Raw genomic sequence first — 12,916 nt, forward strand, 5'->3', positions numbered from 1 at the left:
GAGATGTGGAGGTTCGGAGTGAACACTAAGGGCAAATCTATTTTAATTGTAGAAGATGATCATAAAATAAGACAATTAATTAAGATCTATCTTGAAAAAGAAGGTTATGATGTGTGGGAGGCGGGAGACGGCAAACAAGGCATAGACATGTTTGAGCGGTACGATCCGTGTTTTACGATCATTGATTTAATGCTTCCTGAAGTCAGTGGAGAAGAGGTTTGTAAATGGATTAGGACAGAGAAGAAAAGTGATAGTCCGATTATCATGGTTACAGCCAAGGTGGAAGAAAAAGATCGGATTAATGGACTCAGAATGGGGGCGGATGACTATATAACAAAGCCATTTAGTCCAAATGAACTTGTTGCTCGCGTCGAAACGGTGCTGCGTCGAACAGAGAATCGTTGTAATAAAATTAGTTTTCAAGGGATCACAGTGAAGCCTTTAAAAGGAGAAGTGAATTTTAATGGAACGAAACTTTCTTTAACAAATAATGAAAGCAAATTACTATACATGTTCATGAAGCACCCGAATCAAATTCTATCAAGAGAACAGTTGATCGAGGAACTTTATCCAAATGTTGAGAAAGATATTACGAATCGGACAATTGATGTCCATATCCGAAATCTTAGGGAAAAACTAGAGCAAGTAGACGCTCCAGATTGTATTAAAACAGTTCGGGGCATGGGGTATCAGTTTGTTGCCTTTTAAACAAATCGTAAAAAGAATGTTAAAAATGAACCTTATGTTAAAGCTAACGGTGATAAATAGTATCGTTGTCGGACTGGTCATTTGGATTGTTGGTGTATCTGTAAAAGATTTTGCTTGCTATTTAATTGAAAAAGAAAATTCTCTTTCAGCTGAACAAAGGTTAGCTTTTACAAATCAATTGGATTCTTACCTCGTTTACGCTGTTATTCTCTCCATATTCATTGCTGCGGTCGTTCATTTTTATTTTATTCGTTTGTTATTATATCCACTAAGTACTTTAACGGAGGCGATAAAAAAGATTGCAAAAGGGAACGATCCAGCGATTATTTATAACAAAAACTCTGATGAAATCGGTCAATTAACAAGGCACTTTAATGAAATGATAAGAAAAATAAAAAAAGTAGAGGATTCTCGTGAGAAAATGACTCAAGATGTTGCTCATGAGTTAAGAACTCCTTTAACCAATATCAATGGCTATTTAGAGGCATTAAGATCGGGAGTAATAAGTGGAAATCAAGAGCTATACGATTCTCTTTTCGAAGAATCGATGAGGCTTACAAGTCTTGTTGAACAATTGCAACAACTTAATATTTGGGAAAATGAATATGGCAGCTCTGTAAATTATGAGTGCTTATCTATTCGTCTTCTTATTGAAAGCCAAGTTGAAATGTTTCGCTTAGAACTTCAGAAACAATCGATCCAAATCAAGGTTAGCGTAGAAGATAAACAGTTAAACGCTGAGAAAGAGGCCTTGAAACAGGTCTTAACAAATTTAATTGAAAACGTCCTCAATTATGATAAGGGGGGATGGATGGAGATTATAGGTTTTATGAGTGAAAAAGGCTATCAAGTTCAAGTGAAAAATGAAGGGCTACCTATTCCAGTTGAAGATCAGAACCAACCTTTTGAACGTTTTTATCGAGCTGACCTTTCACGGAATCGTAATTTAGGAGGGTCTGGGTTAGGACTATCGATTGTCAAAGAGATTATCAAAATTCATAACGGAGAAGTAGGCCTAAAAACGAGTCAAAATGTTCATACCTTTTGGTTTATGTTACCAATTGAAAATGATAGAACGTTTTATGGATAAAGTTGTTTTTTTAGGAGGCTGTCAATGAGTTATAAGGAGCAAAAAAAAGACGAGTGGACACTCACATTACTTCATACAAATGATAGTCATGGACATTTATTACCTATTGAAATATCTAGTTTAGACATTTCTTCTCAATTGCGCTTGTGTCACTCATTTCCTCTATATAAAAAGTTAGGTGGTTTCGCCTATTTAGCTGAAGCAGTTAATCGTATTCGGCAAGAAAATGATCATGTACTTCTACTTGAAGCAGGAGATGTATTCTGTGATAGTGAAATTGCGAACATAACAAAAGGCAGTTTTTACATTAAATTGATGAACCAATTAGGGTATGATGCAATGACACCAGGAAACCATGATGTAGATTATGGAATAGAGGTTTTAAAACAAAGAGCAAATGAAGCGAACTTTCCAATGTTAGCAGCTAATTTATTAGAAGAGGAAACAGAAGCACCTTTATTAGGCAATCCTTATATGGTGAAAGAGATCAATGGTTTTAAAATAGGTATCTACGGTCTGACTTATCATTTAACACCCGAAACAACATCAAAAAAGAATACAAGTGGCGCTAAATACACGTTTAGTTTAGAAACAATACAGTCGGACATTAATCGATTAAAAAATAGGGGGGTTAACTGCGTAATTATATTGTCGCATTTAGGATCAGATTTAGATAGAAAGATGGCAGAAAACATAGAAGGAATTGATGTAATTGTAGGAGGGCATTCTCATGAACCCATTCCAAAGGAGATAAGAAATGGTGTCATCATTTCTCAGTCTACACCATACTATACTGGACTTGGGGTACTAAGGTTGCAATTTAATCGTAGCTCATTAGTAGGAGCAGAAGGAAGTATTATCCCTATTATCCCTGAGAACTTTCAACCGAATGTAAATATACAAAGAATGATAAATGAAATGCGGTTTGAGCACAAAGATCGACTAGAGCAGGATGTCGGAAGAATTACATCTCCTATGATTCGTAATTATAAGCGAGAATCGCCTGCTGAAACGTTCTTTGGCAATATTCTACGTACTAAGACAACTAGTGATATCTCAATATTACCCGGAATAGGGTTTGGGGTAACGATCCCTCCTGGGCCTATCACACTCGAACAATTAACGAACTTGCTACTTCATCGTTCATCTATTTATACCGTACAATTAAAAGGTAGAGATATTGTAGCAGCTTTAGAACAAAGTATTTTAAACCAAATTCATCCAGATGTAGAAGAACGAGTTGGTGGTCTTATTCAAGTAACAGGACTTGCTTTTGTTTATCAATATTCCTCTAAGTTGAAAAACTTAGTTCTAAATGTAAGAGTGAATAATCAACCAATCTCCCTTGATCAATTCTATAAAGTTGTTTTGAACCAGTTGATGTTTGAAGGTGGCCATAAGTACTCATCTTTAAAAAAAGGACAGAATGTGTGTAAATGGGAACAAACAGATTTTGAGATGGTGATCGACTGGATGCATAGTAATCCGGCATTACCTGTATATGAAGAAGGGTGGAGTAAACCATTACGTATACCAGATTCCCAGAAATTTCAAAAAAAGGTGTTTTCCATTAGAGAATAGTAATATTGAGGAGTGAAACCGATGAAAGTGACTAATCTCACTCTATTTACGATGTCAGCTTGTCCCTTAGGTAGAACGATGAGGCATGTTTTGGAAGAGGTTACTACCTTGTTACCTGAGCAAACATTTTCGATTGTGTTTATTGATCAAGAACCTGAGTTAACGAATGAGGCACGGATTAGTAATAATCCTACTACGTTGTTTCGAGATAAAAATGGAAAAGAAGTTAATCGGGTTGAGGGATTTATGGAAACAGACGAGGTAATACAACTCATTAAAACTAAAAAAAACTATACAACCTTACCAAGCGGAGCCAAAAGAGAGAAGAGTGTAGAATCTTACACTATCTATTTACTCAATGGTGACGCACTAGAAGCGGTAGACATAGATTTTACTAATCCAACACCAGTGAAAACCCCTCGTATTACAGCAATCAATTTGCTATTTGAAGCTGATTTACAACCATTAATTAACCCGTTTCCAGATAGTGCTACTTTAGAATTAGTTGAGTTTGAAGAAGATTTAGCACGAGTTTATATTAACCATGAAGAAAAAACAATTTCAGAAGATAACGCGTACAAGATGAAAAAGTGTCTACTACAAACATTACACTCATACGGCACTAAAAAAATTGAGCTGGTTCTAAAAAGATTATAAAAAAACATAATAGTTTCTAATTTATCGTAAAAGACCTTAAACATTGTTTGAGGTCTTTTATAAGTATTTAATTTATAAAAGAGATTGTAACGCAATGCGTTCCTCATTAATCTCAATAGGGGTCCTAATACCCAACCCTCTAATGGTAATGGAGGACACCAACCCTGCACAGAGTGTTGCAGTAAAAAATAACTAATCACTCCTGAAAATAAATGCACCTTCTGTTGCCGTAAGCCCTAGAAAGGTTCCAAGGAGAACGAAAGATGCTACTGAAGCTTCTAAAACTCGTTCAGTATCCCATTCTTGATCAAGTTTATCAAGTCGCCTCATTATATCTTCCTTGTTCTCATATTGATACCTTTCAATACTTTGCTGTGTTTCTAGTGCAATCTTTTCGTTCACTTTTACTGGTGTGTTTAACTGCACTCTTCTTGAAGTTGGAGGAAGGAATCCCATGTAAGTGCACCTCTTTCGATTAAATGACAAAAGCTATTCGCGGAATGGTAGTAAAAGCGGAATTAAATTATTGGGTTAAAGAACTGAATTTAGCAAAGTGCTTTTTGAACCTGAAGAAGTAAAAATGTCTGCCTTTTGAAATGATAACTATGTACCACTCTTTTTTTATCTGCATTTAGAGGGGGAAATATACAATATGTCAACAAATACACTGATTGAAGAAATTACACCAACTGAAGTATCACATCGCATAAATGAAGGCAAGCTGGATAGCATCATTGACGTTCGTGAACATGATGAAATAGCAGAAGGAGCCATTCCCGGAATACACCATATCCCACTTGGAGAGCTTGAGGATCGACTTAGTGAAATTGATAAAAGCAAAGAACATATCTTAGTTTGTCGATCCAGTGCCAGAAGTGGCAGAGCTGCTGAATTTTTGAAAGGCAAAGGATATAAGGTGAAGAATATGGTAGGTGGAATGTTGGATTGGGAAGGTGATTTAGAAAGAAAATAAAAGATGTTAGGGAGGTGAAGGAGTTGGAAGTAACAGTAAATAAAACGTTAGATGCAAAAGGGCTTGCATGTCCGATGCCAATTGTTAAAACAAAAAAGGAAATGAATACGCTTGAACCTGGTCAAGTCATGGAAATACAAGCGACTGATAAAGGTTCAACCGCCGATATAAAAGCATGGGCTGAAAGTACGGGGAATCAATACCTTGGAACGATTGAAGAGGCAGAGACGTTAAAACATTACCTTCGAAAAGCAAGCCCAGAAGAAGAAAAAACGGAAACCAAACATCCTTATGTTGTGACGCTTGATGAACTTTCTAAAAAAATAGAAGGGGATAAAAAAGTCACCATTTTAGATGTGAGAGAATCTGCAGAATACGCTTTTGGGCATATTCCGGGAGCTGATCATATTCCGTTAGGAGAGCTTGAAGAACGCTTTGAAGAATTAAATAAAAGTGGTGAGATTTATGTCGTGTGTCGAACCGGCAGCAGAAGTGATTTCGCAGCACAAAAGCTTGCTGAAAAAGGATTTAATCATGTGAGAAATGTGGTACCTGGTATGAAAGAATGGACGGGTCCAACAAATAAACTTCATTAAAAAAGGGAGAGAGTATCAATGAAAATGGCAATTATTGCTGCAAATGATGGAATGTTTGATGCTTACAAAGTTTTTAATATCGCAACAGCAGCCGCTGCTACAGATGCTGAAGTTGAAATGTTTTTCACTTTTGAAGGATTAAATTTAATTCATAAAGAGGCACATAAAAATCTTCCCATGCCTGCAGGTGCAGAACATTTCCAAGAAGGCTTTAAGAAAAACAATGTCCCACCAGTTGATGAACTTGTTTCGATGGCTACAGAAATGGGTGTGAAAATGATTGCTTGTCAAATGACAATGGATGTTATGAGTTTAGAGAAGGAACATTTTATTGAGGGAATTGATGTTGGTGGTGCCGTTACATTTTTGACGTATGCAAAAGATGCTGACGTGACCCTGACATTTTAATAAAGAACTATAGGAGGGGAAACCATGACGACAACAACTGCGATTAAAGGAATCAATGTTAAAGAGTTAACAAAAAAGATTCTTAATGGCGATCAAATTTTTATTTTAGACGTAAGAAACACAGGTGATTTTGACGATTGGAAAATTGAAGGGGAAAACGTCCATATTATTAATAAGCCTTACTTTGATTTAATTGACAGTCTTGATCCGATTATGGATCAATTGCCTAAAGATCAGCCGATCTATGTTATTTGTGCAAAGGGAGGTTCGTCTGAATTTGTCGCTGAACAAATTGCAGAAGCTGGGTATGATCATGTTTATTCTATTGAAGGCGGAATGAAAGCGTGGAGTGAATATCTAGAGCCCATTAAAATAGGTGATTTAACAGGTGGAGGTACTATTTATCAATTTGTTCGAATTGGTAAAGGGTGTTTATCCTATTTAGTTGAATCAAATGCAGAAGTAGCTATCATTGATGCAGCACGTATGATCGAACCTTATGAACAATTCGTTAGCGAACATAACTTAAAGCTAACTCACCTGTTAGATACGCATCTTCATGCTGATCATATCTCCGGCGGACGAACGTTAGCTGAAAAGGTAGGTGCTGAATATCACTTACCACCAAAGGATGCTGAAGAGGTAACGTATTCATATACGAAGCTCGAAGATGGAAATGAGATCAAGGTTGGGAAAGTGTTAATCAAAGTTATTTATTCGCCTGGACATACGATAGGGAGTACGTCCTTTATTGTTGATGATCAATATCTGTTAACAGGAGACATTTTATTTATCGATTCAATTGGCCGCCCTGATTTAGCGGGAAAAGCCGAAGACTGGGTAGCAGATCTTAGACAAACCCTTTATGACCGGTACAAACAATTAGCAGATAATCTGATTGTGCTACCTGCCCATTACATGGGAATTAATGAAATGAACAAAGATGGGAGTGTATCAGAAGAATTAGGCAATTTGTATAAAGAAAATCATGGGTTGAATATCAATGATGAAAATGAATTTAGAAAAACCGTTTCAGAAAATTTACCGCCACAGCCGAACGCATATCAGGAAATTCGAGAGATGAATATGGGCAAGATCAATCCAGATCTTGAGGAACAACGGGAGATGGAGATTGGGCCAAATCGCTGTGCAGTACGTTAAGGAGGAATGAAAAGATGGAAGTGACGAAAGTTTTAGATGCAAAAGGTCTTGCGTGTCCAATGCCGATTGTGAAGACGAAAAAGGCAATAGATGAGTTACAGTCTGGAGAAGTGTTGGAAATACAGGCTACCGATAAGGGAGCTAAAAACGACCTTGTTGCTTGGGCAAGTTCGGGTGGGCATGATTTATTAAGTGATAAAGAAGAAAATGGTGTGTTTACTTTTTATATTAAAAAGTCTTAACCCTCGTCCTACTATGAGGATAACTCTTCATAGTAGGATTTTAAACAAAGTAAGGGACATTGTTAAATGCCTCTAGTTGTCTATAACATGTATCTCCTCTTAGGTCTGATCTATACATAAAATTTAAATGATTGACAAATTAACTCAATAAACCTAAAATAGGTATAGGGGTATATTAGGTATAGGGGTATATGTATACTATAAATTAAAAGAGAGGAAGGAACCTTATGTTTAAAAAGTTAATTCCGGCATTGGAATGGATGCCAAAATATAAACGCTCGGATTTAAGCGGAGATATGTCAGCGGGGTTAATCGTTGCGATTATGCTTATTCCACAAGGGATGGCATATGCAATGTTAGCCGGATTACCACCGGTTATTGGGTTGTACGCTTCTACTATTCCACTTCTTATATATGCATTATTTGGAACGTCGAGACAATTAGCAGTTGGTCCCGTTGCAATGGTGTCATTATTAGTACTAGCAGGGGTATCTACGATTGCTGAACCTGGAACAGATGAGTATATCTCGTTAGTGTTACTTTTAATGCTTATGATAGGTATAATTCAGTTTCTAATGGGAGTGCTTAGACTTGGTTTCTTAGTAAACTTCTTATCTCATGCTGTAATTAGTGGTTTTACTTCTGCAGCCGCAATCATTATTGGATTAAGTCAGTTGAAGCATTTACTAGGAGTGAAACTAGAAGCAGATAAAGATGTATTTAAAATTATATTTGAGTCGATAAGCAGGGTTTCTGAAATAAATCCAATAACATTAACCATTGGATTGGTTAGTATTCTCATATTGATTGGATTAAGAAAGATTGTACCTAAAATTCCAGGTCCGCTTGTGGTCGTCGTCCTAAGCATTAGTACAATCTACTTTTTACAGCTGCAGCAAGCAGGAGTGAAAATTGTTGGTCAAGTACCAAAAGGTCTGCCGTCATTATCGCTACCTGTATTTACACTAGATGCTGTTATGGCACTTCTTCCTATCGCACTAGCCATATCTTTTATCGGTTTTATGGAGTCGATTGCGATGGCAAAGGCAATAGCGGCTAAAGAAAAATATAAAGTAGTTCCAAATAAGGAGCTAGTAGGGTTGGGGCTTGCTAATATTGGTGGTTCTTTCTTTGCAGGATATCCCGTAACAGGAGGATTTTCCCGTTCAGCTGTGAATTATCAAGCTGGGGCAAAGACACCACTTGCGACGATAATAACTGCTATTCTTATTATCCTAACGTTATTATTTTTCACTGGTTTCTTTTACTATCTTCCTAATGCAGTGTTAGCAGCGATCATTATGGTTGCTGTATACAGTCTAATTGATGTGAAAGAAGCAAAACATTTATTTAAAATCAAAAGTGTGGATGGTTGGACGTGGGTAATTACTTTCATAGCTACGCTAACAATTGGGATTGAGCAAGGGATATTAATTGGAGTAGTATTTTCCTTACTTGTTTTTATCGTTCGGAGTGCGTATCCTCATGTCGCAGAGTTAGGGTATTTACAAGAAGAAAATGTGTTCCGTAATATTAAACGCTACCCAGAAGCAAAAGTAGACCCAGAAGTTATGATTTTCCGTGTCGATGCTTCATTATACTTTGCGAATATGACCTTTTTAGAAGATAAACTATGTGAGCGTGTAGGAGAAAAGCCTGAGACGAAGTGGATTATTTTAGATTTTTCAGGTGTGAACTCCATAGACGCTGTAGCAATACATTCATTAGAAGAAATAATGGAGTCATGTAGAAAAGGGGATATTGCATTTCTTTTCGCGGGAATTAAAGGTCCTGTGATGGATTTATTGAAGAAAGCGAACTGGGATGAAAAATATGGGGAAAATTTAAGGCATTTATCGGTTGAGCACGCGCTTAATGCAATTAACAAACAGAAGGAGAGGAGCAAAGATGGAGGAACTTGAATTAAGAAAGAAAAATGAAGAATTTATACAAAGGATTAAAGAACAAGACCCAACATTCTTTGATGAGTTAAAAAAAGGTCAAACACCAGAATTCTTTGTCTTGTCTTGCAGTGATTCGCGTGTTAGTCCTTCTGTCATTACGCAAATGCCTTTAGGACACATGTTTGTCCATCGAAATATTGCTAATCAAGTGGTAACGGAAGATGAAAGCTTTTCGGCTAGTCTATATTATGCGTTGAAACACTTAAAGGTAAAAAAGATTGTCATTAAAGGTCATACCGACTGCGGAGGCGTAAAGGCCGCTTGGTTAGAGAACGATGAGCAGGAGCTCCAGGGTTGGATTTCAAGAGTTCGCGCTAGTCTACCTGATAAAAGTACGAAGATAGAACCAGTTTCATTGGATGAATTAACGAAGCTAAATGTTTTAAAACAAGTCGAAAGATTAATGGAGCACCCTATTTATAAGGAATACGGGACTGATATAGAAGTTTTAGGATGTTTATTTCATGTCGAGTCAGGGGAATTGGAAAGGGTGTTTCCGCTTGAGAATTAATTGGTTCTTAAAGTTGTTCTCTAAATAAGGTGTCTATTTTTTAAAAAGTTAACAATGCAAAAAGTAATACGTTGTTTTTACTGGTACCAATAACTCATAAAGGAGAGAAAATTATGTTTGATTATACTGTCGATACAGTAAGTGGAATGGAAGAAACAATTGAGAAGTTAAAAGTAAATTTGATGGAAGAGCAATTTGGAGTCTTGTGGGAATTTGATATCCAAGCAAAGTTACAAGAAAAAGGATTGGAATTTAACGATCCATATAAAGTGTTAGAAGTATGTAACCCCCAAGAAGCGAAACGAGTATTAGATAGAAATAAAATGGTTGGGTACTTCCTGCCTTGTAAGATAGTAGTGTATAACGATAATGGAAAAACGAAAATTGGAATGCCAAAACCTACTTCATTAATACAGTATGTAAATGATGAAGATTTAAATGGAATAGCTGCGGATATCGAGAAAAGACTGATTTTTGCTATCGATAAAAGCATTTGATGCATATAAAGTCTCTTGTGAAAAGTCTAACTTAGTAGCAAGAGGCTTGTTTTACAAGTTAGGAGGTCTATCCAAATGAATCAATCGATGAATCTAAATATATTCAACAACACTTAGCAAATGAAAGAACGTATTTAGCTTGGATTAGAACAGCCATTGCTATTATTGGAGTAGGATTCTTAGCAACAACCCTACACTTTAATACACCAATGAATGAGTTCTTAGACAATACAATTGCAATGTTTATTAGTTTATTTTCTCTTTTGATGGGGCTATTAACCATTTTTTTTGCTACATTTGTTTATTACCGAAATCGAAAGGCTATAAATAGCCAAACGTTTCATTCTTCGTATAAAATTATCTTCTATATGACATTCATCATTACCGCTATATTGGTATTGTTTGGTATTTATTATTTTTTTGTTAACACTCCTTGACTTTATACCCTAAGGGGTATAATATACAAAATATAAAGAGCAAAGGGGGTTAAGGTAATGAAGAAATATAGTTCCTATATTTTGCCGCTTGTATTCATTATCGGTTTTATTGGCTATAAGTTAATTCCCACAATAGGGGTAGAACAAGTGAGTACAGAACAACTTGCCAACATGATGACGAATGCATCTGATGACGTTTTCTATGTTGATGTACGAGAACCTCACGAATTTCAAGAGTCCCATATAGAGGGAATGATTAATGTTCCTCTTAGTGAGTTAGAAAGCAATTATCATCTAATTCCTGCTGATAAAACCGTTGTGATTATATGTAGAAGCGGGAATAGAAGCCTACAAGCCTTAAATAAACTTAAAGATTTTGGGTATCAAAATTTAATTAATGTAAAAGGTGGAATGCTTGCTTGGGAAGGGGAAGTAACAAATTAGATACTTCTTAGGTTAACGATATGACCATCTTCATAATTGTGCTATTATTAATAGGATCAAATATTTTATATAGAAGATTTGTGCCAGTGATTGGATTAGCGCGCATGGATATAGACCATTTCAGTGATGAAAAAACGATTTTACTCGATGTAAGAGGTTATCTTCAGGCTCATAAAACGCCTATCAACGGTTCTTATAATATTCCTTTGCCTTATATAAAAAGGAATTTACCTGATCTTGAAGGGAAACCTGTTTGTATTATTGGTTCAGATATATTAGATGTAACGATAAGCGCTCGTTTTTTAAAAAGTAAAGGTGTTAAAGTAGCTGGATATTATTTAGAAGATAAATATTATAGTAAGCAAATGGCTTGCACAGATAGGAGGGAAATTCATGGAATACACTGATCAAATGAAAAATAGAGTGAAACGCATAGAGGGGCAAGTGAAAGCTATCCTAAGAATGATGGAAGAAGGAAAGGATTGTAAGGATCTCGTTGTTCAACTTTCTGCAGCAAGAAATGCGCTAGACCGGACAATTGGTGTTGTTGTTAGTACCAATTTGGAGCACTGTGTCAGAGAGCAGATCGAAAATGGGGAAGATACAGAAAAATCCATCCAGGAAGCTGTTAACTTGTTAGTGAAAAGCAGGTAAAAAGATAAATATAAAAGGTTGACAGCGGCAATAAAAATAAGTTAATATACCCCTATAGGTACTCGGTTAGTTAAGTAAAGAAAGTTGTTATTAGCTAAGAAATAGGTTGACTAATTTTTTTTAATCAGATATAATACCTGTATGGGTATATGTATAAATGATATTTAGGAGGAAACAATATGAAAGCAGATAAAGTTCTAGACGCAAAAGGGTTAGCTTGTCCAATGCCAATTGTGCGTACTAAAAAGGCAATCAACGAATTAGAAGCTGGGCAAATTTTAGAAATACATGCGACTGATAAAGGGGCCAAGAATGATTTAGCTGCCTGGGCAAAATCAGGTGGTCATGAATTACTAACAGATGTAGAGGAAGATGGAGTTTTAAAGTTTTGGATTAAAAAAGGCTAGGTTAAATTTTTTTAATCGGAAACATACCTGATAGGGTATAGATAAATATAAATGACAAAGGGGAGAGCAACATGACAGACAAAAAGAAAACAACGATTATTTTATTTAGCGGTGATTATGATAAAGCAATGGCAGCTTTTATTATCGCAAACGGGGCTGCAGCTTATGATCATGAAGTAACAATCTTCTCAACATTTTGGGGATTAAATGCATTTAGAAAAGAAGAACAAGTAACAGTAAAAAAAGGGTTCTTGGAAAAAATGTTTGCTAAAATGATGCCGCGAGGAGCAGATAACATGGGACTTTCAAACATGAACTTCGCTGGTATGGGTCCTAAAATGATTAAACATGTCATGAAGAAGCATAATGCAATGCCTTTACCGGATCTAATTGATATGGCTAAAGAACAAGGAGTCAAACTTGTGGCATGTACGATGACGATGGACCTTTTAGGACTGCAGCAAAATGAATTAATTGATGGATTAGAATACGCGGGAGTAGCTGCATATCTAGCAGATGCTGAAGAAGGAAATGTGAACTTATTTATTTAATAAGTTTTACCCAAGGGGGTACAAAGTGGACGTAA

19 protein-coding genes are annotated in these 12,916 nt (G+C 36.1%); 18 read left to right on the forward strand and 1 reads right to left on the reverse strand.

Features of this window, described 5'->3' with window-relative positions; translation table 11 throughout:
* Positions 1–18: 18 nt before the first annotated feature.
* From BC6307_RS01505 to BC6307_RS01520, 4 genes are read left to right on the forward strand one after another with little or no spacing between them, the layout of a single operon-like run.
* Positions 19–708 (forward strand): response regulator transcription factor, encoded by a 690-nt coding sequence (locus tag BC6307_RS01505; protein ID WP_174522359.1) that lies wholly within the window; start codon positions 19–21, stop codon positions 706–708.
* Entirely contained in the window at positions 698–1,798 is a 1,101-nt protein-coding gene (locus BC6307_RS01510) for a sensor histidine kinase (protein WP_066413853.1), read from the forward strand. The genes BC6307_RS01505 and BC6307_RS01510 overlap by 11 nt, the downstream gene beginning before the upstream one ends.
* Positions 1,799–1,822: 24 nt before the next feature.
* On the forward strand, positions 1,823–3,379 hold the full coding sequence (locus tag BC6307_RS01515; protein ID WP_066413851.1) for a bifunctional metallophosphatase/5'-nucleotidase: 1,557 nt from the start codon (positions 1,823–1,825) through the stop codon (positions 3,377–3,379).
* Between the two features lie 21 nt (positions 3,380–3,400).
* Positions 3,401–4,036 carry a thioredoxin family protein gene (locus tag BC6307_RS01520; protein ID WP_066413848.1) on the forward strand — a complete coding sequence of 212 codons (636 nt, stop codon included), beginning with the start codon at positions 3,401–3,403 and terminating at the stop codon, positions 4,034–4,036.
* A 192-nt stretch (positions 4,037–4,228) separates the two neighbouring features.
* On the opposite strand, the gene BC6307_RS01525 is transcribed toward BC6307_RS01520, so the two are convergent.
* Complete coding sequence (locus tag BC6307_RS01525) at positions 4,229–4,492, reverse strand: hypothetical protein (protein ID WP_235858087.1); 264 nt, start codon at positions 4,490–4,492, stop codon at positions 4,229–4,231.
* Positions 4,493–4,688: 196 nt separating this feature from the next.
* Between BC6307_RS01525 and BC6307_RS01530 the strand changes: the two genes are divergently transcribed.
* The 14 genes from BC6307_RS01530 to BC6307_RS01595 all read left to right on the forward strand — a co-directional run bounded on the left by BC6307_RS01530 (position 4,689) and on the right by BC6307_RS01595 (position 12,881).
* The gene (locus BC6307_RS01530) at positions 4,689–5,009 is read left to right on the forward strand and encodes a rhodanese-like domain-containing protein (protein WP_066413845.1); all 321 of its coding nucleotides are present in this window, start codon (positions 4,689–4,691) and stop codon (positions 5,007–5,009) included.
* A gap of 23 nt (positions 5,010–5,032) precedes the next feature.
* On the forward strand, positions 5,033–5,605 hold the full coding sequence (locus tag BC6307_RS01535) for a sulfurtransferase TusA family protein (protein WP_066413843.1): 573 nt from the start codon (positions 5,033–5,035) through the stop codon (positions 5,603–5,605).
* Between the two features lie 18 nt (positions 5,606–5,623).
* Positions 5,624–6,013, forward strand: a complete 390-nt coding sequence (locus tag BC6307_RS01540; RefSeq protein WP_066413840.1) for a DsrE/DsrF/DrsH-like family protein — start codon at positions 5,624–5,626, stop codon at positions 6,011–6,013.
* 24 nt (positions 6,014–6,037) lie between these two features.
* Complete coding sequence (locus BC6307_RS01545; RefSeq protein WP_066413837.1) at positions 6,038–7,174, forward strand: MBL fold metallo-hydrolase; 1,137 nt, start codon at positions 6,038–6,040, stop codon at positions 7,172–7,174.
* 14 nt (positions 7,175–7,188) lie between these two features.
* Complete coding sequence (locus BC6307_RS01550) at positions 7,189–7,416, forward strand: sulfurtransferase TusA family protein (RefSeq protein WP_066413834.1); 228 nt, start codon at positions 7,189–7,191, stop codon at positions 7,414–7,416.
* 227 nt (positions 7,417–7,643) lie between these two features.
* Positions 7,644–9,338, forward strand: coding sequence for a SulP family inorganic anion transporter (locus BC6307_RS01555; RefSeq protein WP_066413831.1), 1,695 nt, complete (start codon positions 7,644–7,646; stop codon positions 9,336–9,338).
* A complete protein-coding gene (locus BC6307_RS01560; protein ID WP_066413828.1) occupies positions 9,325–9,891 on the forward strand; it encodes a carbonic anhydrase in 567 nt (188 codons plus the stop codon). The genes BC6307_RS01555 and BC6307_RS01560 overlap by 14 nt, the downstream gene beginning before the upstream one ends.
* Positions 9,892–10,004: 113 nt before the next feature.
* Positions 10,005–10,388 (forward strand): DUF302 domain-containing protein, encoded by a 384-nt coding sequence (locus BC6307_RS01565; RefSeq protein WP_066413825.1) that lies wholly within the window; start codon positions 10,005–10,007, stop codon positions 10,386–10,388.
* A 101-nt stretch (positions 10,389–10,489) separates the two neighbouring features.
* Entirely contained in the window at positions 10,490–10,825 is a 336-nt protein-coding gene (locus BC6307_RS01570) for a YidH family protein (protein ID WP_342351662.1), read from the forward strand.
* A gap of 57 nt (positions 10,826–10,882) precedes the next feature.
* On the forward strand, positions 10,883–11,269 hold the full coding sequence (locus BC6307_RS01575) for a rhodanese-like domain-containing protein (protein ID WP_066413822.1): 387 nt from the start codon (positions 10,883–10,885) through the stop codon (positions 11,267–11,269).
* Between the two features lie 86 nt (positions 11,270–11,355).
* Positions 11,356–11,676: a rhodanese-like domain-containing protein gene (locus tag BC6307_RS01580; protein ID WP_157076614.1), complete on the forward strand. Its 321-nt coding sequence runs from the start codon at positions 11,356–11,358 to the stop codon at positions 11,674–11,676.
* Positions 11,663–11,923 (forward strand): metal-sensitive transcriptional regulator, encoded by a 261-nt coding sequence (locus tag BC6307_RS01585; protein WP_066413813.1) that lies wholly within the window; start codon positions 11,663–11,665, stop codon positions 11,921–11,923. The genes BC6307_RS01580 and BC6307_RS01585 overlap by 14 nt, the downstream gene beginning before the upstream one ends.
* Before the next feature lie 179 nt (positions 11,924–12,102).
* On the forward strand, positions 12,103–12,330 hold the full coding sequence (locus tag BC6307_RS01590) for a sulfurtransferase TusA family protein (protein ID WP_066413806.1): 228 nt from the start codon (positions 12,103–12,105) through the stop codon (positions 12,328–12,330).
* Positions 12,331–12,401: 71 nt separating this feature from the next.
* Complete coding sequence (locus tag BC6307_RS01595; RefSeq protein ID WP_066413803.1) at positions 12,402–12,881, forward strand: DsrE/DsrF/DrsH-like family protein; 480 nt, start codon at positions 12,402–12,404, stop codon at positions 12,879–12,881.
* Positions 12,882–12,916 lie beyond the last annotated feature (35 nt).

Origin of the sequence: Sutcliffiella cohnii (assembly GCF_002250055.1) — a bacterium.
Lineage (GTDB): Bacteria > Bacillota > Bacilli > Bacillales > Bacillaceae_I > Sutcliffiella > Sutcliffiella cohnii.